Annotated in this window: 20 protein-coding genes and 3 pseudogenes; 13 read left to right on the top strand and 10 right to left on the bottom strand. The window is 70.5% G+C overall.

Going from position 1 to position 25,815, the window contains the following annotated elements; translation table 11 throughout:
• Positions 1-19: 19 nt before the first annotated feature.
• From ACZ5XS_RS05275 to ACZ5XS_RS05250, 6 genes are all read left to right on the top strand, one after another.
• Positions 20-985: a carbohydrate ABC transporter permease gene (locus ACZ5XS_RS05275; RefSeq protein WP_468647932.1), complete on the top strand. Its 966-nt coding sequence runs from the start codon at positions 20-22 to the stop codon at positions 983-985.
• Positions 982-1,875, top strand: coding sequence for a carbohydrate ABC transporter permease (locus ACZ5XS_RS05270; protein WP_468647930.1), 894 nt, complete (start codon positions 982-984; stop codon positions 1,873-1,875). The genes ACZ5XS_RS05275 and ACZ5XS_RS05270 overlap by 4 nt, the downstream gene beginning before the upstream one ends.
• Before the next feature lie 27 nt (positions 1,876-1,902).
• Positions 1,903-4,779 (top strand): glycoside hydrolase family 2 TIM barrel-domain containing protein, encoded by a 2,877-nt coding sequence (locus ACZ5XS_RS05265; RefSeq protein ID WP_468647929.1) that lies wholly within the window; start codon positions 1,903-1,905, stop codon positions 4,777-4,779.
• A gap of 144 nt (positions 4,780-4,923) precedes the next feature.
• Complete coding sequence (locus ACZ5XS_RS05260; protein ID WP_468647927.1) at positions 4,924-5,928, top strand: ABC transporter ATP-binding protein; 1,005 nt, start codon at positions 4,924-4,926, stop codon at positions 5,926-5,928.
• Positions 5,928-6,731, top strand: a complete 804-nt coding sequence (locus ACZ5XS_RS05255) for an ABC-2 family transporter protein (RefSeq protein WP_468647925.1) — start codon at positions 5,928-5,930, stop codon at positions 6,729-6,731. Before ACZ5XS_RS05260 ends, ACZ5XS_RS05255 begins: the two co-directional genes overlap by 1 nt.
• Positions 6,731-7,537: an ABC transporter permease gene (locus ACZ5XS_RS05250; protein ID WP_468647923.1), complete on the top strand. Its 807-nt coding sequence runs from the start codon at positions 6,731-6,733 to the stop codon at positions 7,535-7,537. Before ACZ5XS_RS05255 ends, ACZ5XS_RS05250 begins: the two co-directional genes overlap by 1 nt.
• Positions 7,538-7,665: 128 nt before the next feature.
• Here the strand turns inward: ACZ5XS_RS05250 and ACZ5XS_RS05245 are convergent, their stop codons facing one another.
• A complete protein-coding gene (locus ACZ5XS_RS05245; RefSeq protein WP_468647921.1) occupies positions 7,666-9,048 on the bottom strand; it encodes an MFS transporter in 1,383 nt (460 codons plus the stop codon).
• 156 nt (positions 9,049-9,204) lie between these two features.
• On the opposite strand from ACZ5XS_RS05245, the gene ACZ5XS_RS05240 reads away from it, so the two are divergent.
• The 3 genes from ACZ5XS_RS05240 (at position 9,205) to ACZ5XS_RS05230 (ending at position 11,932) form a co-directional block, all read left to right on the top strand.
• Complete coding sequence (locus ACZ5XS_RS05240) at positions 9,205-9,741, top strand: AAA family ATPase (RefSeq protein ID WP_468647919.1); 537 nt, start codon at positions 9,205-9,207, stop codon at positions 9,739-9,741.
• 200 nt (positions 9,742-9,941) lie between these two features.
• Positions 9,942-11,261 carry a jacalin-like lectin gene (locus ACZ5XS_RS05235; protein WP_468647917.1) on the top strand — a complete coding sequence of 440 codons (1,320 nt, stop codon included), beginning with the start codon at positions 9,942-9,944 and terminating at the stop codon, positions 11,259-11,261.
• Positions 11,262-11,347: 86 nt separating this feature from the next.
• Entirely contained in the window at positions 11,348-11,932 is a 585-nt protein-coding gene (locus ACZ5XS_RS05230) for a TetR/AcrR family transcriptional regulator (protein ID WP_468647915.1), read from the top strand.
• A gap of 80 nt (positions 11,933-12,012) precedes the next feature.
• On the opposite strand, the pseudogene ACZ5XS_RS05225 reads toward ACZ5XS_RS05230, so the two are convergent.
• Positions 12,013-12,246 (bottom strand): annotated as a pseudogene (locus ACZ5XS_RS05225) (isocitrate lyase/phosphoenolpyruvate mutase family protein); the annotation flags it as partial.
• A gap of 32 nt (positions 12,247-12,278) precedes the next feature.
• Complete coding sequence (locus ACZ5XS_RS05220; protein ID WP_468647913.1) at positions 12,279-13,490, bottom strand: RNA-guided endonuclease InsQ/TnpB family protein; 1,212 nt, start codon at positions 13,488-13,490, stop codon at positions 12,279-12,281.
• 92 nt (positions 13,491-13,582) lie between these two features.
• Here ACZ5XS_RS05220 and tnpA point away from each other — a divergent pair.
• Positions 13,583-14,005: pseudogene (gene tnpA / locus ACZ5XS_RS05215) on the top strand (IS200/IS605 family transposase); the annotation flags it as partial.
• A gap of 107 nt (positions 14,006-14,112) precedes the next feature.
• Here the strand turns inward: tnpA and ACZ5XS_RS05210 are convergent.
• Positions 14,113-14,454 (bottom strand): annotated as a pseudogene (locus tag ACZ5XS_RS05210) (isocitrate lyase/phosphoenolpyruvate mutase family protein); the annotation flags it as partial.
• On the opposite strand from ACZ5XS_RS05210, the gene ACZ5XS_RS05205 reads away from it, so the two are divergent.
• Entirely contained in the window at positions 14,444-14,833 is a 390-nt protein-coding gene (locus ACZ5XS_RS05205) for a hypothetical protein (RefSeq protein ID WP_468647911.1), read from the top strand. The pseudogene ACZ5XS_RS05210 and the gene ACZ5XS_RS05205 overlap by 11 nt on opposite strands.
• On the opposite strand, the gene ACZ5XS_RS05200 is transcribed toward ACZ5XS_RS05205, so the two are convergent.
• The 3 genes from ACZ5XS_RS05200 to ACZ5XS_RS05190 form a co-directional block, all read right to left on the bottom strand.
• Positions 14,823-14,975, bottom strand: coding sequence for a hypothetical protein (locus ACZ5XS_RS05200; RefSeq protein WP_468647909.1), 153 nt, complete (start codon positions 14,973-14,975; stop codon positions 14,823-14,825). The genes ACZ5XS_RS05205 and ACZ5XS_RS05200 overlap by 11 nt on opposite strands.
• 33 nt (positions 14,976-15,008) lie before the next feature.
• Entirely contained in the window at positions 15,009-16,706 is a 1,698-nt protein-coding gene (locus ACZ5XS_RS05195; RefSeq protein ID WP_468647908.1) for a DUF2264 domain-containing protein, read from the bottom strand.
• Positions 16,707-16,793: 87 nt separating this feature from the next.
• On the bottom strand, positions 16,794-17,837 hold the full coding sequence (locus tag ACZ5XS_RS05190) for a rhamnogalacturonan acetylesterase (RefSeq protein WP_468647906.1): 1,044 nt from the start codon (positions 17,835-17,837) through the stop codon (positions 16,794-16,796).
• A 220-nt stretch (positions 17,838-18,057) separates the two neighbouring features.
• Between ACZ5XS_RS05190 and ACZ5XS_RS05185 the strand changes: the two genes are divergently transcribed.
• Entirely contained in the window at positions 18,058-19,737 is a 1,680-nt protein-coding gene (locus tag ACZ5XS_RS05185) for a rhamnogalacturonan lyase B N-terminal domain-containing protein (protein ID WP_468647904.1), read from the top strand.
• Positions 19,738-19,749: 12 nt separating this feature from the next.
• Here the strand turns inward: ACZ5XS_RS05185 and ACZ5XS_RS05180 are convergent, their stop codons facing one another.
• Both ACZ5XS_RS05180 and ACZ5XS_RS05175 read right to left on the bottom strand, forming a co-directional pair.
• Positions 19,750-21,162: an RICIN domain-containing protein gene (locus tag ACZ5XS_RS05180; protein ID WP_468647956.1), complete on the bottom strand. Its 1,413-nt coding sequence runs from the start codon at positions 21,160-21,162 to the stop codon at positions 19,750-19,752.
• A gap of 2 nt (positions 21,163-21,164) precedes the next feature.
• Positions 21,165-22,253, bottom strand: a complete 1,089-nt coding sequence (locus ACZ5XS_RS05175; protein ID WP_468647902.1) for a glycoside hydrolase family 43 protein — start codon at positions 22,251-22,253, stop codon at positions 21,165-21,167.
• A gap of 181 nt (positions 22,254-22,434) precedes the next feature.
• Between ACZ5XS_RS05175 and ACZ5XS_RS05170 the strand changes: the two genes are divergently transcribed.
• Entirely contained in the window at positions 22,435-24,537 is a 2,103-nt protein-coding gene (locus ACZ5XS_RS05170; protein WP_468647900.1) for an autotransporter, read from the top strand.
• A 123-nt stretch (positions 24,538-24,660) separates the two neighbouring features.
• Here ACZ5XS_RS05170 and ACZ5XS_RS05165 read toward each other — a convergent pair whose 3' ends face one another.
• Positions 24,661-25,806, bottom strand: coding sequence for a protein kinase family protein (locus ACZ5XS_RS05165; RefSeq protein ID WP_468647898.1), 1,146 nt, complete (start codon positions 25,804-25,806; stop codon positions 24,661-24,663).
• Positions 25,807-25,815: the final 9 nt, after the last annotated feature.

The raw sequence follows: 25,815 nt of genomic DNA, 5'->3' as shown, positions 1-25,815 counted from the left end.
CCGCGGGACGGACAAGCACATGTCGACCACCACCACCCGCGGGGTCGCCCAGCCCGCCCCGGCCAAGGTCTCCAAGGACCGGCCGCGGCGGGGCCTGAGGGGATCCAGCACCTTCAACTTCTGGCTCTTCACCGGCCCGTTCCTGATCGGCCTGGTGATCTTCGTCTTCGTGCCCATCGGCTGGAGCATCTATCTCAGCTTCTTCGAGGCACGCTTCACGGTCACGCCGAGCGAGTTCGTCGGCTTCGAGAACTACAGACTGATCCTGACCGACGCCGACTTCCGGGGCTCGCTGGTCACGTTCACGGTGTTCGCGGCGTTCATCGTGCCGGCCACCTGGGCCCTCTCGCTGGGCCTGGCGCTGCTGGTGAACCGGCTCACGTTCATGCGGGCGTTCTTCCGGTCGGTGTTCTTCATCCCCACCGCGGTCAGCTATGTCGCGGCCTCGCTGATCTGGAAGATGTCCATCTTCAACGGCGTCCGGTTCGGCCTGGCCAACACCGTCATCGGCTGGTTCGGCGTCGAGAACATCGCCTGGCTGTCCAACCCCGACCCGCCCTGGTACTGGCTGGTCATCGTGACCGTCCGCCTGTGGCTCCAGTCGGGCTTCTACATGATCCTGTTCATCGCGGCGCTGCAGAACATCCCGCGGGAGCTGTACGAGGCGGCCGCCATCGACGGCGCCAAGCGGGGCTGGCAGACCTTCTGGTACATCACGCTGCCGCAGCTGCGGGCCACGTCCACCGCGGTGATCCTGCTCCTGCTGGTCGCCGCCTACCAGGCCTTCGACGAGTTCTTCAACCTGCTCTCCAAGGCCACCTGGGGCCAGCCCCCGCTGGTCGAGCTGTACAAGATGGCCCTCGGCGAGAACCAGAACTACGGCGCGGGCAGCGCGGGTGCGGTCGTCCTGACCATGCTCATCTGCGTCGTGACCCTGCTCCAGGGCAAGATCATGGGCTTCGGAAGGGGTGAGGAGTCCAAGTGACCACCACAGCACCCGAGGCCGGCAAGACGCAGCCGGTCACGGCCAAGCCGGCCCGGACCAGGCGCGGCGGCGTCATGAGCAGCACCGGCCTCTACGTCGCGACCGCCATCGCCGCCCTGCTCTTCCTGATCCCCTTCTATCTGATCGTCCGCAACGCGCTGATGACGGATCCGGAGATCACGGGCGAGGAGTGGAAGTGGTTCCCCTCCTCCATCCAGTGGGGCAACCTCACCGAGCCGTTCGACGACGTCACCGTGGACTTCGCGCGGTCCCTGTGGAACTCCGTGGTCGTCGCCGTCCTGCACACCGTGGGCATCCTCCTGGTGTGCTCGCTGGCCGGCTACGGACTGGCCCGCATCCCCTACAAGCACGCCAACAAGGTGTTCTACGCGGTCCTGGCCACCCTGATGGTCCCGACCGCCGTGACCTTCGTGCCCAGCTTCGTCCTGGTCTCGTCCCTCGGCTGGGTGGACACGTACCGAGGTCTCATCGTTCCGGGCCTCTTCAGTGGTTTCACCTGCTTCCTGTTCCGGCAGTACTTCCTGGGGTTCCCCAAGGAGCTGGAGGAGGCGGCACGCGTGGACGGGCTCGGCTACTGGGGCGCGTACTGGCGCGTCGTCGTCCCGAACTCGCTGAACTTCTTCGCGGCGATCGCCACGATCACCTTCATCAACGGCTGGAACGCCTTCCTGTGGCCCCTGGTCATCGGTCAGGATCCGAGTGCGTGGACCGTGCAGGTCGCGCTCTCCTCCTACATGACCAACCAGACCGTCAACTACCACCTGATCTTCGCGGCCACGGCCATTTCCATCCTGCCCCTGCTGTTCGTGTTCCTCTTCCTCCAGCGGTGGCTGGTGCAGGGGATCGCGCAGACCGGCATCAAGGGCTGACACCTTCCTCTCGATACCTGGAGACCGATGTCTTTCCGCACCACGACGGCCATCGATTACGTCGAGGACGTCTCACCGGGCAGCGGGGCCCTCCCACCCCGCGCCTGGTACCCGTCCTCGGACGCGAGGGCGCTGTCCCTCAACGGCAGCTGGCGCTTCCGTCTGTCCGCGACCGTCGACGCCGAGGACGACTCGTTCGCCGAGGAGGGGTTCGACGCAGGTGACTGGGCCGAGGTCTCGGTCCCGGGGCACTGGGTCCTGCAGGGCGACGGCGCGTTCGGGTCGCCGATCTACACGAACCACCTCTACCCCTTCCCGGTCGACCCGCCGCACGTCCCGACCGAGAACCCGACCGGCGACCACCTGCGGGTGTTCGACCTGCCGGACGACTGGCCCGCCCTGTCGGAGGGCGGCGCGGTGCTGCGGTTCGACGGTGTCGAGTCGTGCGCGCGGGTCTGGCTGAACGGCACGGACATCGGCGAGTTCAAGGGCTCCCGGCTGCCGCACGAGTTCGCGGTCGGCCACCTGCTGAAGCCGGCCGGCAACGTGCTCGCGGTCCGCGTGCACCAGTGGTCGGCGGGCTCGTACCTGGAGGACCAGGACCAGTGGTGGCTGCCCGGCATCTTCCGTGACGTCACCCTGCTGCACCGCCCGGCGGGCAGCGCCCTCGACTTCTTCGTGCACGCCTCCTACGACCACGTCAGCGGCGAGGGCACTCTGCGCGTCGACTCCGACGTCGAGGGCCGGGTCACCGTGCCGGACCTCGGCATCGACGTGGCGACGGGCGAGTCGGTGACCGTACCGGTGCGTGCGTGGACGGCGGAGACGCCCCAGCTGTACGACGGTGTGCTGGCGACCGCGGGCGAGCGGGTGCCGCTGCGCGTCGGCTTCCGTACGGTCGTCCTCGAGGACGGTCTCATCAAGGTCAACGGCAGGCCCGTCCTCTTCAAGGGCGTCAACCGGCACGAGTGGCACCCCGAGAAGGGCCGCGCGCTCGACCTGGAGACGATGCGCGAGGACGTGCTGCTGATGAAGCGGCACAACCTCAACGCGGTCCGCACCTCGCACTACCCGCCGCACCCGGCCTTCCTGGACCTGTGCGACGAGTACGGCCTGTGGGTCATCGACGAGTGCGACCTGGAGACCCACGGCTTCACCGAGCAGGGCTGGCGGGACAACCCCGTCGACGACGACCGCTGGACCCCGGCCCTCCTGGACCGTGCGGCCCGGATGGTCGAACGGGACAAGAACCACCCGTCGATCGTCTTCTGGTCCCTGGGCAACGAGGCCGGCACCGGCCGAGGCCTGACCGCCATGGCCGAGTGGATCCACGGCCGCGACTCCTCCCGGCTCGTGCACTACGAGGGCGACTGGGACTGCCGGGACACCGACGTGTACTCGCGGATGTACGCCTTCCACGCGGAGGTCGAGCAGATCGGCCAGGGACTGGACGGGGGCACGCACAAGCGGCGCGAACTGCCCTTCATCCAGTGCGAGTACGGGCACGCCATGGGCAACGGCCCCGGCGGTATCGCCGACTACCAGCGGCTGTTCGAGAAGTACGAGCGGCTGCAGGGCGGCTTCATCTGGGAGTGGATCGACCACGGCGTCAAGCACCCCGAGCTGGGCTACGCGTACGGCGGCGACTTCGGCGAGGAGCTGCACGACGGCAACTTCGTCTGCGACGGGCTGATCTTTCCCGACCGGCGGCCCTCCCCCGGCCTGATCGAGTACAAGAAGGTCATCGAGCCGGTCCACATCCAGGGCGACGGCACGGACGGCACCGTCAGGGTCACCAACCGGCACGACTTCGCCGACCTGTCCGCGCTCGCCTTCGAGTGGCAGTACCAGGTCGAGGGCGAGACGGTCGAGGCGGGCACCCTGAACGTCCCGCCGCTCGCCCCCGGCGAGACGGCCGACGTGAAGCTGCCCGAGCCGCCCGCCGACACCCGCGGCGCCGAGTCGCAGTGGACGGTACGGGCGCTGCTCGCGGCCGACACCGCGTGGGCGCCCAAGGGCCATGTCGTCGCCTGGGGCCAGTTCCCGGCCGCGTCCCGTCCGGCACCGTCCGTCGCGCCCACCGGCCGGCCGGTGGCCGACGGGAAGCTGATCACCCTCGGCCCGGCCTCCTTCGACGCCCGTACCGGTGCCCTGCAGGCGATCGGCGGGGTGTCGGTCGTGAGCCCGCGCCTCGACGTGTGGCGCGCGCCCACCGACAACGACGACGGCGCGGAGTGGCAGACCGACACCCGTTACGGGGTGCTGTGGCGCACGCTGGGCCTGCACCGCATGCAACACCGCCTGGACTCGGTGGAGTCGGATGCGAGCGCGCTGACGGTACGGACCCGGGTGGCGCCCGCCGCCCGCGAGGTGGGCCTGAGCACGGTGTACCGCTGGACCTCGGACGGCGACCGGCTGCGGCTGACCGTGTCGGTGGCTCCCGAGGGCGAGTGGACGCTGCCGCTGCCCCGGCTGGGCATCCGGCTCGGACTGTCCGAGGCGGACCAGGTGAAGTGGTTCGGCGGCGGCCCCGGCGAGGCGTACCCCGACACCAGGTCGGCGTCGATGGTCGGCCGTTGGCAGTCGACCGTGGACGGTCTGCAGACTCCGTACGTCCGCCCGCAGGAGAACGGCGCCCGTGCCGACGTCCGCTGGGCGGAGCTCGGCGGCCTGCGGATCGAGGGCGACCCGGAGTTCTGGTTCACCGCCCGGCGTTGGACGACCGAGCAGCTGGACGCGGCCGCCCACCTCACCGACCTCACGGCCGGCGACACGGTGTGGGTGAACCTCGACCACGGCCTGCACGGGATCGGTACGCAGTCGTGCGGTCCCGGCCCGCTGCCGCAGTACTTCCTGCGGGCCGAGCCGACGGAGTTCTCCTTCGTGTTCTCGGTGATCGGTTAGTCCCGCTCCGTCAGTCCAACTCCGTGATCGATTAATCCATTGACCGATTGATCGACATTCTGCGACGGTCGTGAGGTGCCCGCGGCCGGTCGGCCTCTCCAGCCGACCGGCCGCACTCACGTTCCGAGCGAGGGAGTTGGCAGTGTGAGCGGAAACATCGAGGTCCGCGGGCTGTCCCGTACCTTCCACACGACCGTCCGCCGCCCCGGCCTCACGGGCGCGCTGCGCTCCCTGGTCAACCCGGAGCGGGTCGCCAAGCACGCCGTGTCCGACGTCACCTTCGACGTCTCGCCGGGCGAACTCCTCGCCCTGCTCGGTCCGAACGGCGCCGGCAAGTCCACCACCATCAAGATGCTCACCGGGATCCTCACGCCCACCTCCGGCGAGGCGCGGGTCGCGGGTGTGGTGCCGTACGAGGAACGCGAGCGCAACGCCCGCAACATCGGCGCGGTGTTCGGGCAGCGCACCCAGCTGTGGTGGGACCTGCCGGTGCGCGAGTCGTTCGCGATCCTCCGGGACATCTACGAGGTGCCGAAGGCCGAACACGCCGCCCGCCTCAAGGAGTTCGACGACCTGCTCGACCTGTCGTCCTTCTGGGACACCCGGGTGCGCCATCTCTCCCTCGGCCAGCGCGTCCGCAGCGACCTGGCCGCGGCCCTGCTGCACGACCCGCGGGTCGTCTTCCTCGACGAGCCGACCATCGGCATGGACGTGGTGGTCAAGGAGCAGGTGCGGGAGTTCCTGCGGCACCAGGTCGAGCAGCGCGGCCGCACCGTCCTGCTGACCACGCACGACATGACGGAGGTCGAGCGGCTCGCCGAACGGGTCGTCCTGATCAACCACGGCCGGCTGGTCCTGGACGGCAGCCTGGACGAGATCCGCCGCAAGTTCGGCTCGACGTGGCAGGTGCGGGCGACCCTCGCCGACCCGCACACGGAGGTCGGACCGCTGCCGGGGATCGCACTGCTGCGGCACGACGGGCCACACGTCGTGTTCGGTCCCGAGGAGTCCGACGGATCCGGCGCGCCGACCGTCCACCAGGCGCTGAAGGCGGTCATCGAGCGCTACGAGGTGACGGACATCGCCCTGGACGAGGCCGACCTGGAGGACGTCATGCGGGCCGCCTACGTCCAGGCCGGAGACCTGTGATGGCCGTCCTGCACGCCTGGCGCACCGCCCGTGTCACCCCGCTCGGCGAACTGCACACCCCGCCGCGGATGACGGCCGTCCTGCTGCGGCTGACCGTGCAGATCGTGCTGGTGGCATCCCTGTGGCACGGCCTGTACGCGCACACCGGCACCACCGCCGGACTCGACCGCGACCAGGCGGTCACGTACGCGGTGCTGGCCGTACTCGCTTCCCGGCTGCGCGAGTTGGACCAGTACGCGGGCCGGGACACCGTACTGCAGCACATGCACTTCGGCACCATCATCTACTGGTACCTGCGTCCGCTGCCGCCTCAGCGCTACCACGCCCTGCGCGCCCTCGGCGAGCAGTTGTACGGCTTCGCGTGGGCGCTGGGAGGATACGCGGTCTGTCTCGCGGCCCAAGTGATCGAACCGCCCCGGTCGGCGGCGGTGGCGGGGGTGTTCGCGCTCAGCCTGCTGCTCGGCCAGTTGGTCCTGTACCACGTGATGCTCGTCCTGGACCAGCTGTGCTTCTGGACGGTCCGCAACAACGCGGCGATGCTGATCCTGATCTTCGCGCAGAACCTGCTGTCGGGGGTGTACGCGCCGCTGTGGTTCTTCCCCGACTGGTTCGTGACGCTGAGCGCCTTCCTGCCCTTCCAGGCGACGCTGAGCGTGCCGCTGTCCCTGTACATCGGCCGGATCCCGCTGTCGGACGCGGCCGGGCAGCTGGCGCTCCAGGCGGTCTGGGTCGTGCTGCTCACCCTGTTCACCCGGTTCCTGTGGCGGCGGGCCGCCCTTCGTGTCATGTCCCAGGGAGGTTGATGCCGGTGAACGCCGTCCGGATCGTGTGGCGCGTGACGCTTCTCAACTTCCGTGCCCAGTTGGAGTACCGCACCGAGTTCCTGCTGATGATCGCGATCGGTGCGATCTGGCAGGTGTCGGTGATCGTCTTCGCGACGGTGCTGCTCACCCGGTTCACCGGGATGGGCGGCTGGGACAGCTCGGAGGTACTGCTGATCCCGGCGACGCGGATGCTCGCGCACGGGTTGTTCGTGCTGTTCCTGGGCCGGGTGCACGGCTCCGGCCGGCAGATCCAGGAAGGCATGATCGACGTCTACCTGGTCCGTCCCATGCCGGTCCACCGTCAGCTGCAGCTGCGCTTCTTCCCCACCAACGCGATCGGCGACCTGACGGTGGCGGCGGGCCTGATGGCGGGCGCGCTCAGCCGCAGCCACCTGGACTGGACGGCGGGCCGGGTCTCGTACCTGATCGCCGCGCTCCTGGGCGGCATGCTCCTGGAGGCGGCCCTGTTCACGGCGGTCGCCTGCGCCTCCCTCCGTTACCCGGCCGCCGACTACTGGGGCCGCTGGCTGGAGGAACTCCTCGGCACCTTCGGCAGCTACCCGCTGAACGTGCTGCCCAAGGCGGTGGGCGGCCTTCTGACGTACGGTCTTCCGCTCGCGTTCGTCGCGTACTTCCCGGCCGCCGTCCTCACCGGGCACGGCCACGACACCGGCGTCCCGTACTGGCTGGCGGCGGCCTCACCGCTCCTCGGCGTGGTGGCGTACCTGGGGTCGCGGCTGCTGTGGCGGTGGAGCCTCAGGCACTACGCGGGCGTCAACGGATGATGCCTGCCCCGCCTCCGGACGTTCCCGCCGAGCGTGGTGTCCGGGCCGCCGGGTGCGGAGGCGGTGCGAGGCGTCCTCGGCGGCCGCCTCGCCGTGCGCGTCGGTCAGACCGGCCGGGGCGACGACCGTCACCGCTGCCGGGGCGAAGGATCCGACGGGGCTGCGGGAGCTGCCTGGTCGCCCTGGTCCCGGCCCGCGTGAGCTGCCGGTTCCGTGGCGCGTGAGGTCCGGATCGGCGTGAACAGCGCGGCCACCGCGATCAGGACGCAGCACGCGCCGGCGACCAGGGCGACCGGTGCGGTACCCCGCCGTTCCGCGGCCCAGGTCAGAACCGCCGCGCCGATCGGGGCCGCGGAGTACTGGAGGGTCCAGAACGCGGAGGTGACGCGGCCCAGCAGCGGTTCCGGGGTCACCTCCTGACGCAGCGACATGGAGCAGGTGCCCGCGATGCCGCCGCAGGCGAGGAACGCCGCGCTCAGTGCCGCGACGACGGTCACGTCCCGCGCCCAGCCCAGCCCGGCGAACGCCAGTCCGCACACCGCGACCGCACCGGTCCAGGTCGGGCCGAAGCCGAGGCCCCGGCGGATCCTGGCCACCAGCAGGGCACCGGTGATCGTGCCGAGCGCGCCGACGGCCATGACGGTGCCCACCGTCGTGTCGTCGTGGCCGAGGTCGTGCTTGACGTGGTAGATGACCAGGTCGGTCATGCCGAGGGTGAGGAAGCTGAAGACGAACAGCAGGGCGGTCAGGGAGCGCAGCACCGGATGGCCGTACAGGAAGGACACCCCGGTCCGCAGGTCCTGCCACAGGCTCCGCTTCCCGGCCTGGCCGCCGTCGTCCCCGGAGCGCGGGGCGAACCGTACGAAGAGCATGCAGGCGGCGGACACCCCGAAGCTGGCCGCGTCCACGCCCACGGCGGCGGCCGGGCCGGTCCAGGCGGCGACGAGTCCCGCGCACAGCGGGCCGAGCACGCCCGCCGCGGCGGCGGTCGCGTTCAGCCGGCCGTTGGCCTCGGTGAGCTGCCCGGTACCGACCAGGCTGCGGACGACGGTGACGTAGCCGACGGCGAAGAGCATGCCGACCGCCTCGCACAGCGGCAGGACGGCGTACAGCAGCCAGACCTGCGGGCCCAGCAGCCACACCAGCGGGATCACGCCGTACAGCACCATGCGCACGAGGTCGCAGACGATGAGCAGCCGGCGGCGGTCCACCCGGTCCACCAGGGCCCCGGCGAAGACGGCCGCCAGCACCGAGGCGGCTCCGCCGACCGCGGTGAGCAGGCCCATCCGGGCGAGGGAGCCGGTGGTCTGGAGGACCAACAGGGGCAGGGCGATCAGGGCGAAGGAGTCACCGAGGACGGAAAGGGTCTGCGCGACCCAGAAGACCCCGAAGTCCCGTTGCCGCCACAGCGGACGGCGGCCTTTCGCGGGCGGCGGGCCGGCGGATCGTGGGGGCGGTGCGGGTGGTGTCCGGTCGCCCGGCTCGCCCTCGCGCTGCGCCTCGTACGCCACGCGGCCCCTCCCCCTTGTCCTGGACCCGGCAACCCTACGGCGGCCCTGCGACGGCCCGCACCTGAATAGAACGCCGCCGCCTCCAGCAGTCGGCCATGGCCCCCGCCGGGTGACGGGGTCTGACACTGCGGGGTCCAACGTCGCTACGGTGACGCCATGACCGTGGGCACCGAGGAAACCCGGCTGATCGTCCTGCGCGGCAACAGCGCCTCCGGCAAGTCGACGGTCGCGGCCGGCCTTCGAGACCGCTTCGGCCGGGGGCTGGCCATCGTCGGCCAGGACAACCTCCGGCGGGTCGTCCTGCGCGAGCGCGACCGGCCCGGAGCGGCCAACATCGGCCTGATCGACACCGTCGCCCGCTACGCCCTCGACGCGGGCTACCACGTCGTGATCGAGGGCATCCTCTACGCCGACCGCTACGGCGGCATGCTCACCCGGCTCCGCGCCGACCACCGCGGCCCGGCCCACGCCTACTACCTGCACGTCCCGTTCGAGGAGACCCTCGCCCGGCACGCCACCAAGCCCGACCTGGTCGACGTCACCGAGCGGGATCTGCGCTCCTGGTACCGCCCCCTCGACCTCCTCCCCGACGCCACGGAGACGGTCATCGACGCGGCGACTTCCCTCCCCGAGACGGTCGACCGCATCATGCGCGAGACCGGTCTGGCGGGGCTGCCGGCGCTGGAGAGCTGACGACGGTCAGGTCTCACCCTTCCCACGTCCGACTCGGCCCCAGGTCAAGGCTGCCCGGGACAGCCGACCCGAGGCACGGCGATCCACCTCGTCTCTCACTGTTCCCCCAACTGACGTTGCCCGTCACACTGTTCGCCGGTGAACCTGAGCAGCGTTCACCTTCCACCCCCCGCTTCCTCCCACCGGAGAGACACCCCCCCATGAGACGACTCATCGGCACCCTCGCGGCCGCCGCCCTCGCCGTGACCGGTCTCGCCGCCACCGGCGCGACGCCCGCGGCAGCGGCCACCACCGGCTCGTTCAACGTCCTGACGTACAACGTCGCCGGTCTCCCCGAGGGCCTCAGCTCCGGCAAGCCGGCGACGAACACCCCGCTGATCTCCCCGCGTCTGGCGTCGTACGACATCGTGAACGTCCAGGAGGACTTCAACTACCACGCGGCCCTGTACGCGGGCGACAACCACCCGTACCGCACCGCGACCAGTGGCGGTGTGCCGTTCGGCGACGGCCTCAACACCCTCTCGGACCACCCCTTCGAGGACTTCGAGCGGGTGAAGTGGAACAACTGCACCGGCACCAACTGCCTGACCCCGAAGGGCTTCACGCTCGCCCGGGTCCGGCTCGCCGAGGGCGTCTTCGTGGACCTGTACAACGTCCACACCAACGCCGACGCGACCGACGACGCGCTGGCGGCCCGCCGCGCCAACATCGATCAGCTCTCCGACTTCATCCAGGCGAACTCCGCGGGCAACGCGGTGATCGTGATGGGTGACACGAACACGCGGTACACGCGCACGGGCGACAACATCCGCACGCTGGTCACGGAGAACGGCCTGACGGATCCGTGGGTGAAGCTGGTGAAGGGCGGTACGGCACCGGCGCAGGGCGCCGACGCGCTGGTGTGTCCGGCGACGGCCCCGACCGACGACTGCGAGGTGGTGGACAAGGTCCTCTACCGCGGCAGCGAGCTGCTGACCCTGGACGCCACCCGCTACCACAACGAGTGGGCGTCCTTCCTCGACTCCGCGGGCGCCAACCTCTCCGACCACTTCCCGCACACGGTCGACTTCTCCTACACGCTCGACTCGTCGCTGAAGGCGAGCGACTTCATCGGCGGCCCGCACGGCACGGCCTTCAACGACGCCGACGACCTGCCCGCGACGCCGTCCCCCCGCACGCTGACCCTGCGCGGCGGCTCCCGCCTGGACGCCGTGTCCCTCACCCACGACGGCGGGACGACCCTCGCCCACGGCGGCACGGGGGGCACCGCCGGCTCGCTCACCCTCGCCGCCGGCGAGCACCTCACGTCGGCGAAGCTGACACAGGGGCAGAAGGACGGCCGTACGCGGATCTTCTCGGCGGCGTTCACCACCGACAAGGGCCGCACCCTGTCCTCCGGTACGGCGACCACGGACACGAAGACCTTCACGGCCCCGACCGGCTGGCAGATCGTCGGCTTCACGGGCCGGGCGGGCGGCGAGATCGACAAGCTGGGCGTGCTGTACGCGCCGATCGGCTGAGGCCGGCCCGGCGGTTCGCTCGCCGGAAAGCTAGGGCAACTAGGCTATAAGCTAGTTGCCCTAGCCAAGCGGAGGTAGGTACCGCCATGCCCAGAGCCGGCCTCACCCCCGACCGCATCACCGCGGCCGCCGCCGACCTGGCCGACGAGGCCGGTTTTGAGCACGTCACGCTCTCCGCCCTGGCCCGGCACTTCGGCGTCAAGGACGCGAGCCTGTACTCGCACGTCAGGAACCTGCAGGACCTGCGCACCCGGGTCGCCCTCCTCGCCGGCGGGGAATTGATCGACCGGATCGCCGCCGCCGTGGCGGGGCGGTCCGGGAAAGACGCGCTGGCCGCCTTCGCCGGGGCCTACCGGGAGTACGCCCTCCAGCACCCGGGCCGGTACGCCGCCACCCAGATCCGGGTCGACCCGGCCCTCGCCACCGGATCCGCCGCCATGATCCGCACCGCCGAGATCACGTACGGCATGCTCCGTGCCTACGGTCTCGGCGAACCCGACCTCACCGACGCCGTACGGCTGCTGCGCGCCACCTTCCACGGCTACTGCGCCCTGGAGTCCGCAGGCGGCTTCGGTCACCCCCGCGCCGTGCAGGCGTCCTGGGACAAGGCGATCGACGCCCTGCACCTCACCCTCGAACACTGGCCCCGCGAGAAGAAGAGCGATGACTGAGCCACCACTCCACTACGACGCTCGTGGCGAGGGGCCCGTCCTCCTCGTCATCCCCGGCGGCGCAGGCCGGCCCATGGGGCTCAAGGCCCTGCTTCCGGTCGTACGGAAGTCCCGCCGACTCCGCTCCGCCGCGCCCATCCCCCGACCTCGGCGTACGACGGGGCCGCGCCCTGCGGTGAACGGCCGGCCCGGATGTCCCTCAGCGTCTCCAGCGCCGCGCCCAGCGCACGCCGGTACAGCAGCGAACCGAGGCTGACGCGCCGTACGCCGAGGTCGGTGAGGTGGGGGACGGTCGGGCCGGTGGGCGATTGAAGTGCTCTCCCGGCTGAAGCCGGGAGATTCCTGCTTACCTTGCGGCAGCGGGTTTGACGCGCTTCGCGCGCCTGACGACTGCCCTCCCGGCAGCCGGGATGAGCGCGAGGCCCATCCGGTACAGGTGCAAGACGTTCCGGGCCGCGTTGTGGTCGGCATTGCCCGACCACCCGCAGTCCGGGTTCTTGCACACGAACACGGCCTGGGACTCCCGGCTGCCGGGCGTGGTGAAGCCACACGCCGAGCAGCGCCGGGAAGTGCCGGGAGCGGGGACCTTGACCAAGGTGCCGCCGAGCTGAGCGGTCTTGTACGCCAGCATGGTGACTGTGCGGCCCCAGGACTCCTGGCTGATGGAGCGGTTCAGCCCCGACTTCTGGGCAACGTTCTTCCCCGGCTCTTCGATGGTTCCCTTGGCGGACTTGACCATGTTCGTGATGGTGAGGGCTTCGACCACGACGGTGCCGTACGTGCGGGCGATGGCGGTGGTCGTCTGGTGCTGCCAGTTAAGGGCCCGGCGCTTGGCTTTCGCGCGGAGTCCTGCGATCTGGGCGTAGGTGCGGTGCAGCCGGCGGCTGGTGCGTTCGCCGGGCCTGCGGTGCTGCTTGCGCCGGGCGGCGCGCTGCTCCAGGTGCAGGAGCTTGGCCTTCTCCTTGCCGGTCAGCCATTCGCCGTGCTCGTACGTTCTGCCGTCCGAGAGGGCGATGGGCACGGTGACGCCCACGTCGATGCCGACATCCGGCCCCTGGCGGGGACCGGGCTTGGCCTCCACGGTCTGGACACGGAAGGCAATGTGCCAGCCGAGCGCGTCCTTGGTCAGTCGTGCCCCGGTGATCCGGTTCTCCGCGCCCGCACGCTTGCCCACGGGCAGGTCCTTGGTCCACCGAAACCGGACCCGGCCCACTTTAGGAATGTTGACCATGCCCCACCGGCGGTGCACCCGGCTGATGTTCAGGTCCCGGCCCTGCGGAATGTCCACGGACATCACTGTGCGGAACCGGCCCTTGAAGTTCGGGGCGTCGGCGCGGCCCTCCCAGCAGTTCTTCCACGCCCGGAAGTACGTCTTGAGCACCGCCTGCGCGGCCTGCGCGGGCAGGACGGCAAGAAAACCGATGTCCTCGCGGGCCTGGCGAATCGCGGCGTCGGCGTTCGCGAGAGTCCGCTCTTCCTTCGGCATCATCCGCCACCACGCGTGCAGCAGGTTCCACATCGTGCGGGCCGCGTGCGCCTGATCATCCGCTGCGCGCATCCCGGCAGGAGACAGCGAAAGCCGGGCACGGTGCCCGAACTGCCGCTTTACCAGGGCCGCTTGACTCACAATCGACAACCTAGCATTGGTTCATGTCACCGCGCTGGAACCCTAATCCCGATGTCAGAACAGGTCGCCATGTTGTCTACAACCTGCACGTTCACTTGGTTTTCGTCACCAAGTACAGGCGGAAGGCATTCACCGACGCCATGCTGATCCGCACCGAAGAGATCATGCGGGACGTCTGCACCGACTTCGAGGCCGAGCTGAAACAGTTCAACGGCGAACAGGACCACGTGCACCTCCTCGTGCACTACCCGCCCAAAGTCCAGCTCTCCAAGCTGGTCAACTCCCTCAAGGGCGTCAGCTCCCGCAGGCTCCGCCAGGAGTACGACAGCCACGTCCGCCGGTACCTGTGGGGCGGACACTTCTGGTCCGGCTCCTACTTCGCCGGATCGTGCGGCGGAGCACCCCTGAGCGCTGTCAAGCAGTACATCGAAACCAGCAGCGCCCCGTCTGACCGTCACCCCGAAGGCGCAGAGCACTCCGGCGCTCCGCGCCTCGGGGCCAAGGACGGCCTTCACCCCCGCCCTGAAGGGCGGAGCACTGGCCAAGATCAGAGGTAGAGGAGGTTGAGGGGCACGTCGAGGTGGCGTACGAGGGCGGCGATCCGGGCCGGGTCGGTCAGGCCGGGGACGAACACCCCGTCGGCGCCCGCCTGTTGGTAGGCGCCCAGGCGGGTCAGGGTGTCCGCGAAGTCGCCGTCGCCCAGCCAGTGGGTGTCGGTGCGGGCGTTCACGAACAGGCCGGGGGCAGCTGACTTCACCGCGGCGATCTTCCGGGCGTGCAGGGCCGTCGGGCCCAGGCCGTCCTCCAGGTTGACGCCTGCCACCCCGACCACGGACAGCTCGCGCGCCAGCTCCGCCACCCGCTCCGGGTCCTCGCTGAAGCCGTTGGCCGCGTCGCCTCAAGAACCGCAACACCCGGCCGGCAAGGCGATCCGCCTGACCAACACGCCGGGCACCGAACACGTCAACGTGCGCCTCGCCCCGTACGGCAAGGACCGTCTGCTGCTGTCCTGGGAGTCCCTGAAGAACGCCAAGTGCGCGAGCGGCACCTGCACGGGCACCTTCACGGGCACGCATCTGCGGCTCATCGACTGGAACGGGAAGTTCCAGAGCGCGGACAAGGTCGTCGCGGCGCGGATGACGGGTGACATCGCGGTGCAGAAGGACGGCACGCTGATGTGGGCGTACGCGCCCGTGACGCCGAGCTACGCGACCGCGCTCACCGGGGCGTCGCCGGCCTCGACGAGCCTGAGGATCGCCCGCGTCACGCCGTGAGGAAGCCCGCGGGCCGGCCCGCGGGCGCGGCGTCGGCCTTCCGGTGCCCGCCCGCCATGGGCAGCGCCGCACGGCCGGCGCCGGGAGCGCGCCCGCAGAAGATCAGCCACCCGTCGCGCGGGAGGCCGGCACGGCTGGTCACGGCCGTGGCGGGCGCGCTGCGCTCACTCGCGGGTCATCCGGCCGGGCGGGACTCGACGCGTACGGCGGACTCGTCCAGCCGCACCCGCGTCTCCGGCCCCTCGCTCCACCGGACCGTCAACTCCCCCGCCTCGTCCGCCCGTACGCTCACCGTCTGCGCCAGCGGTACGGGGTCCGGGTCGGCGGTGAGCCGGGCCAGCGCGACGAACAGGGTGGCGCCGTCCCCGGTGACACCCGTGAGCTCGTCGTCCAGGCCGGCCACGGGCACCAGTTCGGCGCGCACACCGTCGCCCGCCGCCCACCCGGTGACCCGCACCGCGGTCCCCGGCGCGGCACCCGACACGAGGTGCGCCCGCACCTCGCTCGCCCCGCGCGCGAGCACCACGCTGGTCACCCGTGCTCCCCCGCCCGCGGTGTGCCGCGAGGCCACCCAGCCGTCGCCGGCGCCCAGGGGCTCGATCCCGGTACGGCTCGGGTCGTCGCCGACGATCACGCTGTTGTCGTACGACGGTGAAGGCGTAGTCACCGTCGAGTAGGCGAGGCGCGTGTAGTACGGGTCGTAGCGGACGTCCTCGCTGCCGTGGTTGTGGAGGCGGACGAGCCCGTCCGAACGCGTGGACTGGAGCAGCCAGTTGGGGGCGGCGATCGGCGTGATCGCGTCCGCCCGCTCGGCCGGGCCCGGTTCCTCCGGCGCCGTCCACACCTCGTGGTCCGGCGGAAGCAGCAGGCCCAGGAAGCCCTTGCTCGCCCAGTACGGGGAGGCGGGGCCCGAATAGCCCTGCAGGACGGCCGGGTCGGGCCCGTGCCAGCCGAGGGTGAGCAGGCCGCGCGAGTCGACCGCGTCCCGGTCGAGGAAGTACTTAAGCGCCCCGGAGGCCAGCCGCCGCGTCTCCCCCGGTGCCAGCGGCGTACGGCCGGTCATCGCGCCGAGCCACAGCGGGGCGGTCGTCGCGAAGCGGTACGTCAGGGAGCGGCCCTGGTGCATCGGGGCGCCGTCGCCGCCGAACAGGCGGGCGTAGTCGGCGAGGTGGCGTTCCAGGCGGCCGCCGTAGAGGTCCAGGAGACGGTCGTCGTCGGCGAGCCAGGCGTGCAGCACCGGGTAGAGGTGCATGGCCCAGCCGTTGTAGTAGTCGAACTTGCGGCCGTCGCCGTCGGTGTACCAGCCGTCGCGGACGTACCACTGCTCGATGCGTTCCAGGCCGTTGTCGATCGCCTTGCGGGACGCGTCGGTCTCGTGGCCGATCTCCTGGAGGAAGCCGCCGACCGTGACGGGGAACAGCTCCCAGTTGCAGGGCCAGGCCTCGGCGGTGAGCGCGTCGCCGAGCCAGGCCGCCGCCCGCTGGCGCACGCCCTCGTCCAGGCGGTCCCACAGCAGCGGCCGGGTCAGCCTGAGCGCGAGGGCGATCGACGCGGCCTCGACGAGCGGCTGGCCGCGGTCCTCGATGCGGGGCCAGACGCCCGACACGCCCGCGGCGAGCCCGTCGGCGTAGCGTTCGAGGGCGGTCTCGTCGCGGCGGAAGGCTGCCAGCAGCAGGGTGCGGGCGTAGCCCTCCAGGCCGTCGGAGAGGGTTCCCGACCAGCTCTCGTGGTCGCCGGGGAAGTGGTAGAGCGCGCGGTCCTCGGTGGCGTACGGCTCGACGGCCGCGAGCAGGGCGTCGGCCGCCGCCTCCCAGTGGGCGCGGGTGCAGCCGGTGAGCGGGCTGAGGGTGCGGTCGTCGGGAGGCAGCTGCATGGGTCTCTTTCGTGCGGGGTGTGCTTGCTCGACTCGGATCGGCCGAAGCCTGGGGCGCCCCGGTTCCGGTCGGAGCGCCCCAGGGGTCTATGACACCCGCACCAGGCCCTTGGGCACCAGATGCTGGGCGACGAGTTCGTCTCGGACCAGTTCCGCGTACACGGTCGCGCCGTGGGCGGAGGTGTGCGTGTTGTCCCGTTTCTCGTTGTAGAGGTACAGCGCCTTGGAGCCCTCGACCCCGAGCGACTCCACGACCGCCTTCGTCTTCGCCGTCAGGTCGATCAGCGGGACGTCCTCGGCGGCGGCGACCGAGCGGACGACCTCGGGATGGTTCACGCCGAGGCCGTTGACCAGGAGCGCGGTGCCGTTGTTCAGGGTGCCGTCGGCGTTGAACCAGCGGCGCACGATCGGGGTGACGAGGACCGGCTTGCCGCCCTTCTCCCGCACGCCCGCCACCAGGGCCTCCAGGTTCGCCCGGTAGGTCGCCTCGTCCGTCGTCTTGTCGTTGTGGGCGAGCTGGATCAGGACCAGGTCACCGCGGCGGATCCGCGGTTGGACGGTGGCCCACAACTGGGGGTTCCCCAGATACGTCACCGTACTCTCGCCGGAATCGGCGTAGTTGGCGACGGACACGCCCTTGCGGAGGTACTGGGGCAGTTGCTGGCCCCAGCCGGAGTACGGGTCGCCGGGCTGGTCGCAGACCGTGGAGTCGCCGACGAGGAAGATCTGGCGGGCGTGCCGGGTGGAGGTGACCTTGATGTCGGCGAGCGCGGGCGCCGAGCCGTCGAGGACGAGGTCCAGGCCGGGGGTGCCCGCGGGGCCGGTCGGCTCGCCCTCGGGGGTACGGACGTTCACCGTGAAGCTGCGGGCGACGCGCTCGCCGGCCGCGACGGCGGTCTCGGGGAGCAGGGAGCGCCGGGTCTCGCCGGCGACGCTCGTGCTCGACCCGGCGTCGCCGCCGAGGACGACCTTCACGTCGTAGGTGCCGGGCGGGACGTCGAAGTGGCAGGCGGTGGCGGTGCAGTTCTCCATGCCCAGGGGGCGCTGGCCGCCGTGCGCCTGGGCGGGTACGGCGATCACTCCGGCGCTCAGGGTCAGCGCCGCCAGCACGGCGAGGTTGAAACGTCTCATACGGCTCCTCCGAGGGTCCTGCGGCAGGGCGACAAGGCCTGGCGGCTGGACCGTACCGCTCTCGGCAAGCGCTTTCTAGTCCCTGGATCGTTTTCACATAATCGCCAACTCGGCAGTGGCGAAAGCCCTTTCGTGAAATCGATTCAACTGTCACTCTGCCAACCAGGATCGCCGGGCAGGCCCGGCACCCGACCCCCACACCTCCCGAAGGAGGCACCCCATGTCCGGAACCGCGAACAACAGACCGGTCCGACGCCGTACCTTCGTCCTCTCCGCCGCGGCCGCCGCCGGTACGGCCGCCCTCGCCGGGCCGCTCGCCCCGACCGCGTCCGCCGCAGCCTTCGGCTACACCGACGACGGGTCGAACTACGTCGTCGACACCGGCGCCAGCCTCGTCTTCAAGGTCAGCAAGACCAACGGCGACCTGACCTCGCTCGTCTACCGCGGCGTGGAGTACCAGGGCTACGGCGGCATGAACTCGCACATCGAGTCCGGCCTCGGCACCTCCACCGTGAGCATCAGGCAGTCCGGTACGACGATCCTGATCTCCGTCACGTACGGCACGCTGAAGCACTACTACGCGGCCCGCAGCGGCGAGAACAACGTCTACCTGTGGACCAACAAGGCCGACACGTCCGTCTCCGCGACCCGCTACATCCTGCGCGTGAAGAAGGGCCTCTTCCTCAACGACGAGCCCGACTCCTACACGTACACGAACAGCACCATCGAGGCCTCGGACGTGTTCGCGAAGTCCGACGGCCAGACCCGCTCGAAGCACTATTCGAAGCTGCGGGTCATGGACTACGACTACGTCGGCTGGACGACCGGCAGCGTCGGCCTGTGGATCGTGCGCAGCAACCACGAGAAGGCCTCCGGCGGTCCCTTCTACCGCTCGCTGCTGCGTCACCAGAGCGCGGACGGCGGCGGTCTGTACGAGATCCTGTACTACGGCCAGAACCAGACCGAGGACCAGCGCTTCGGTCTCCAGGGCCCGTACGTCATCTCCTTCACGGACGGCCAAGCGCCCTCCTCGTCGCTGTTCCCGGGGACTCTCACCACCTCCTGGGCCGACTCGCTCGGCATCTCGGGATACGTCGGCGCGAGCGGCCGGGGCCGGGTCGCGGGGGTCGGCATCACGGGGCGGAACACCGCGCACCCGTACACGGTCGGGATCGCCAACTCGGCGGCACAGTACTGGGGTTCGGCGCGGGCGTCGGACGGCTACTTCTCGATCGGCGGGGTGCTGCCGGGGACGTACACGCTGACCGTCCACAAGGGCGAGCTGGCTGTATACAGTACACAGGTGACCGTGTCCGCGGGCGGCACGACGACGCTCAACTCGATCGCGATCCCCTCCACGAACGACCCGGGCAACGCGAACGCGATCTGGCGGATCAACGACTGGAACGGCACACCGAGCGGCTTCAAGAACGCCGACCTGATGACGTACGCGCACCCGTCCGACGTCCGGGCCGCCTCCTGGACCGGCAACGTGGTGATCGGCAGCGGCAGCGAGACCTCCGCCTTCCCCTGCTACCTCTGGAAGGACGTCAACAGCGGCCTGCTGGTGTACTTCAAGCTGACCGCGGCCCAGGCCGCCGCCGCGCACACCCTGCGGATCGGCGTGACGACGGCCTACGCCAACGGCCGGCCGCAGGTCGCCGTCAACGCCTGGACGTCGGCCATCCCCTCCCCGCCCACCCAGCCGAACACCCGGTCGCTGACCAACGGGTCCTACCGGGGGAACAACCACACGTTCACCTACAGCGTTCCGGCGAGTGCCTGGCTCACGGACACCAGCCAGTACAACGTGCTGAAGATCAACGTGGTGAGCGGTTCGGGGACGACCTCCTACCTCAGCGCGGGCACGGCGATCGACGCGATCGACCTGCTGGCCTGACCTGACTGATCATCATGTTCCGCGTGTCCACTGCTGGTTGGTCGCCCCGTTGCAGGTGTATGTGATCACCGCGGCGCCGTTGGCGGTGGACGCGCCGTTCACGTCCAGGCACTCGCCGCTCGTGCGGGCCTTGACGGTGACGTACGAGCCGCTGGTGGTCAGCGACCACTGCTGACCGGTCGCTGAGGTGTTGCAGTTCTCCTGCGTGACCGTGTTCGCGTTCTCCTGCACGCACAGGGAACTGCTCCTGACCATCAGCTGGTAGTAGCCGCCGGAGAGGGGCTTGAACCAGTACTTCTGGTTGTTGCCGCCGTTGCAGTCGTACTGCTTGATCTGGGCGCCCCGCCACAGCGACTGGCTCGTCACGTCGGCGCACTTGGCCGAGTTCCGGGCGATCAGCGTGTTGTACGTGGCACTCGTGCCGCTGACCGTGCCGGCGGCCGTGTCGACGGTGACCTCCGGGGACCAGGACATGGACATCGAGGTCGAGCTCGGGAAGCTGAGCGGCAGCCACACGTACCGCGAGTCGTTGACGGTCCCGCCGAAGGAGTTGCCCCAGCGGTCGCCCAGGTAGAGATACGAGGTGCCCGAGCTGCCCTGCACGGGCAGGACGAACGCGGTCTGCGAGCCGTACGTCGTGGAGTCGCCGACGTTGGTCATCGCCGACCAGGGGCCGGCGAGGCTGGTGGCGGTCGCGTACTGCTGCTGGTTGGGGCTCCAGCCGGTCGCGCCCGAGGTCAGCATGAAGTAGACGTTGCCCCGCTTGAACAGGGCCGGCGCCTCGCGGTGGCCGCCGTGCCAGGGGTCGGCGACCAGGCTCGCGATGCCGGTGTAGTCGGCGGTGAGCCGGTAGATCTGCAGGTCGTAGTTCTCGCGGGCGGCGGAGATCATGTAGCCGGCGCCGTCGGTGTCCACGAAGACCGTGATGTCGCGGGACATGTGCTGGCCGAGCGGGCGGAAGCTGCCCCGCCAGCTGTAGTTGCCGTCGACGGTGTCGGAGACGGCGACGGCGGCGCGGGCCTCGCTGTAGTCGGTGCCGTTCTCCTTGTGCATCCACATCACGAACTTGCCGGTGGACGCGTTGTACATGACCTTGGGCCGCTCGATGTTGGCGGTGGCCAGCTCGGGGTCGGTCGCCTCGGTCAGGACGTGGTTGCGGAACTCCCAGTTCTTCAGATCGGTGGAGCGGTAGGCGTCCACGTACCGGAAGGTGTTGTCGGCGTTGCGGTTCTCACCGAACCAGTAGTAGTAGGAGCCGACCTTGAGGACTCCGCCGCCGTGGGCGTGCACGGGGTTGCCCGACGTGTCCGTGAACTGGGTGCCGTTGGTGATGGTCTGGGGTGCGGCCTGGGCGGGGCCGGCGGTGGCCAGGGCGCCGAGCAGCGCCAGACACAGGGCGAGCAGAGCGGCGTACGCGCGTCTCATGGTCACGCACTCTCCTTGGCGGTCGCGGCGGTCGTGTCGGCCACGGGGACGCCGAAGTCGGGGGTGCCGTCCGCGTTCCAGCGGAGCTTCTGGACGCGGGTGTGGCGGTTGGGGTCGTTCAGCGGATCGCCGACGATCTCCTTGTACTGGCGGGCGTGGTAGACGAGGACGTCACTGCGGCCGTCCTCGGCGACGGTGAAGCAGTTGTGGCCGGGGCCGTACTGCTTGGTCGTGTCGCTGCTCGTGAAGACCGGGGTCGGTGACTTGGACCAGCTCGCGGGGTTCATCAGGTCGCTGCCCGCGTCGGCGGTCAGCAGGCCCATGCAGTAGTTGAAGTCGGTGGCGGAGGCGGAGTACGTCATGAACAGGCGGCCGTTGCGGGCGATGACCGACGGACCCTCGTTGACCTTGAAGCCGACGCGCTCCCAGTCGTACTCGGGGGTGGAGAGACGGACCTGAGGGCCCGTCAGGGTCCACGGGTTCGCCATCCTCGACAGCCACAAAGCGGTGTTGTTGTCCATGCCGGGCTCGTGCTGCGCCCAGGCGAGGTAGCGGCTGCCCCGGTGGGTGAAGGTGGTGGCGTCGAGGGAGAAGGTCTCCCAGGCGGTCTTGAGCTGACCACGCTCGGTCCACGTCCCCTTGAAGGGGTCGCGGTGGGCGTTCTCCAGCACCCAGATGCGGATGTCCCAGATCTTCTCGGCGGGCGCGGCGGCGAAGTAGATGTACCACTTGCCGCCGATGCGGTGGATCTCCGGCGCCCAGATGTGCGCGCCCATGTCGCCGGTCGCGTGCTTGGTCCAGATCACGGACTCGGCGGCGGTCGCGAGCCCGTTCAGCGTGCGGGAGCGGCGCAGGATGATGCGGTCGTACTCGGGCGCGGTCGCCGTGAAGTAGTAGTGGCCGTCGGAGTGGCGGTGGATGTGCGGGTCGGCGCGGTTGCGGACGAGCGGGTTCACATACGGGACTGCTTTCCGGGTCGGGGCGGCCTGGGCGATGCCGGGGGCGGCCGCCGCCAGGGCGCCCGCGGCCAGGGCACCCTTGAGCAGCAGTCTGCGGTGGGGGTATTCGGGCAGGTCGGTGTCGCGGCTCATACACACTGCCTCTCGCGGGGGGTACGAGATGTTCGGAACTCCGAACGACATCTGTCATGACGAACGCCGAAAAGGTACGGGTGTGCCACCGGGAGGTCAACGGGTTCGACGAGACTGGAGAATGCGCTTTCTACAAGGCGAATTTCTGTTATCGGCCGACGTGCCGATCCGTCTCCGATCCGTGCGCAGCCATACCCACAAGACAGCAGCGGCCGCCGGCGCCCTCGCGGCCGTGGCCGCCCTCCTCGCCACCGCTCCCCCGGCGACGGCCGCCGGGACCCGGGACGTCACCGCCGACGTGCTCGCGGACCGTGACGTGACCCTCACCGGCGACACGGTCGTCACCGTGCCGTCGGGGACGACGACGTACGACGGAGTCTTCCGCGGCGAAGGCACGCTCACCGTGCGCGGCAGCGGGACACTGGTCCTGACCAAGGACAGCGACTTCACCCTGCCCAAGTCCCGGCAGCGGCAGAAGGTGGCGACGCCCGGCGGCAACCACCCCTACGTCACCACCGCCAACCCCGATCCGCCCGCGATCACGGTCCAGCGGGGCGCCACCCTGCAGTACGGCACCGGCGGCACGACCGGGCTGATCGGCCACTTCCCGTACAACACCCCGGCGTTCCGGCTCAACCAGGACAACATCCGGGTCGACGGCACCCTGCGGCTCTCCCTGAAAAGCGCCTACAACCTGGGCACCATCAGCGGCTCCGGACTGATCACCCAGCCACGGTTCCTCTGGGGCACGTGGGACCTGTCGGGCACCCACTCGTTCTCCGGAGTGATCGACAACGGCACCCAGGTGAACGCCGGACGGCCCGAGTTCGCGACCTCGCTGCCGAACGTGCGCAAGGTCCTCAACCAGGGCACCTGGACCGTGGACACCCCGCTGGGCCAGACCGTCACCGAGGGCATGGACTTCTACCAGCGCGAGTACGGCAGCGACATCAACGTCCAGTCGCGGCCCGGCAGCAAGGTCGTCCTCACCGGCCAGTACAGCTGGTCCGACCAGGGCGGCGACACCGACCCCTCACTCAGCGACCCCGCCCTGAACTGGACGCCCGCCCGGAAGAACGTCAACAAGCGCGGCACCAACATCAAGGGCGCGAACGTCCAGTGGGGCGACGGCACCACGAACAGGATCTTCATGCCGGGCACCGCCGAGACCGTCTACATCAACCTCCTCGCCGCCCGCTCCCGTTCGCTGCTCACCTTCGACTACAACGGCCCGGTGACGCTGGGAGCGCCGATCGGTGGCGGCGTGTTCCACGACACGCTGTCCGCCCCCGGAGCCGGGGACGTCGTCATCGCGGGGACGCGCGGGAACGACGTCACCTTCGCGGCGAAGCAGTACTACGACGGTTCGACGACCGTACGCAAGGGCGCGGTGCTGCGGCTGGGCTCGGCACAAGGGGACGGTTCCCTGCTGACCGGCACCGAGCGCCGACGGGTCGTGAACGACGGGACGCTCGTCGTGAACAACGCGAAGACCCCGGTCTCCCTGGCGTACCTGAGCGGGAGCGGTGCGCTCACGCAGGCGGGGGCGGCCACGACGACCCTGACGGGCGGCGCCGTGACGTACACCGGGGCCACGACGGTGAAGAAGGGCACGCTGGCCCTGCGGTCGGGGGCGACTCTGGTCCGCAGCAAGGTGATCCGGCTCTCCTCGGCCAGGTCGCGGCTGGACGCCGGCCCGTCCGGGCTGCGGGTGGCGACCACGCTGACCGGCACCGGCACGGTGAAGGGAGCCGTGACGAACGAGGGCGTCGTCGCGGGCGGCCTCACCGTCTCCGGCGACTACACGCAGCGCACGCAGGGCGAACTCGTCCTGCGGGACAAGCCGTTGAAGGTGACGGGGGCGGTGCGGCTGGCCGGGGAACTGGATCTGTCGGCCGCCGGGTCCGCCACCGCGCGCGAGATCACCGTGCTGGATCACGCGGGGCGCGCGAGGACCGGCGGTGCGTTCACCGGCCTCGAGGAGGGCACGAAGGTGAAGCTCGCCGACACGACGTATCGCATCAGCTACAAGGGGGGCGACGGAAACGACGTCGTGCTCGGTGCGGATGTGGTGAGCCCGTCGGCGTCCCCCGCTCGCGGGACGGAGTCGGCCGGAGCCGTCGCGGCCGACACGCGTGCGGTCAACGCCGCGAGCGGCGGGCTCGGCTGGTGGCCGTACGTGCTCGCGGTGGGACTGCTTCTGGGGCTTGTGGTGCCGGCGGCCCGGCGTGCGCGCCGTGGACGGCAGAAGGGCGGGCGCGGGCGGCACGCGGCGCAGGGTTAGCGGTGCCCGGCGTCGGGGCTGAGGTCGGGTGGTGTCGCTTGCCCGCGCCTGCGGGGTGCCGCTGCGCCCACCCCGTGCCGCCCCGGCGGCACGACTGCCCGCAGCCGGGGCGCGGCCGAGGTGTCAGCGGCCGCTCGGGGCCTGTGGGAAGCCCAGTCTGGGCGCCAGTGTTCGGGCCTCCGTCGCCCACTCCGCCAGGAACGCGAGGGTCAGGCCCCGCTCCCGGTAACGGTGTCCGGCGTCCACGGGCCGGTCGCCGCCGTAGTCCAGCTGCTCCTCGCCCGCGCGGGCCAGCATGAGCGCGGTGAGCCAGTCGTACTTGACGGCTGAGGCGCAGACCGCGAGCCGTACGAGGTTCTCGTCGCCCTTCCAGCCGCTGTCGCGCAGACCCCGCAGATACGCCTCGTAGGCCCGCGCCGCGTACTCGGGGAGGCGAGCGGCCGGGACGAACAGGTCGAAGACGGTGTCGGGGAGGTAGTTGCCGAGGTCCTCCCCGAGGGCTCCGTCGCCGGCGAACGCCCAGTCGAACACGACGCTGCGGGGGCCGTCGGCGCAGGTGTTGGCGGGCCACAGGTCGAGGTGGCTGAAGGTGCGCGGCAGGGCCTCCATGACGTCGAGGAACCAGTCGCGGTCGTGGTGCAGCCGGACCATGTCGCGGCGCAGGCCCCCGGGGAAGTGGTCGCGGACCAGGGGCTGTTGCCAGGCCTCGTCGTCGTCGAGGAGTTCCCGGCCGAGGGTGTTGCTGCCGACGTACTGGCGCAGGAAGCGGCGCGAGAGCCACGGCTGGTCGTCGGCCTCGCCGACGGCTCCCTGGGCGGCGCCCAGTCGGCGGGCGTGTGCGAGGTGCCGGGCGGGCTTCCAGCGCGTGGCCGGCCGGCCTCCTACCCGCTCCAGCCACAGTGCCACGTCGCCGTCGGGCCGTTCGACGCAGGCCAGCAGCCGGGGTGCGCGGACACCGTAGGGCTGCCAGACCTGCGCGAGGCCGGACGTGTAGACGTCGGCCTCGCGCCGCCAGTAGTTCCAGTGCCGGGGGTCGTCCGAGGCCGCCCAGCGTCCGGTGGCCTCCTTGGAGCGGGTGAGGACCTTCAGGATCGCGGTGCGGTCGCCGGCACCGACGTTCCAGACGCCGGCGGTGACGCCGTTCTTCGCGTTGTGGGTGAGGGACGACAGGAGGGCGGGCCCGGTGAAGGGGCCGAGCACCTGCTGAGCCTCCTCGTACACCCCTTCGGCAGCGGTGACTTCGGCGTCCACGGCATCGGGCTCAGGCATGTCCCAAGG

The organism is Streptomyces sp. NPDC033131, assembly GCF_055578365.1.
This window is presented reverse-complemented; position numbering and strand designations above follow the sequence as displayed.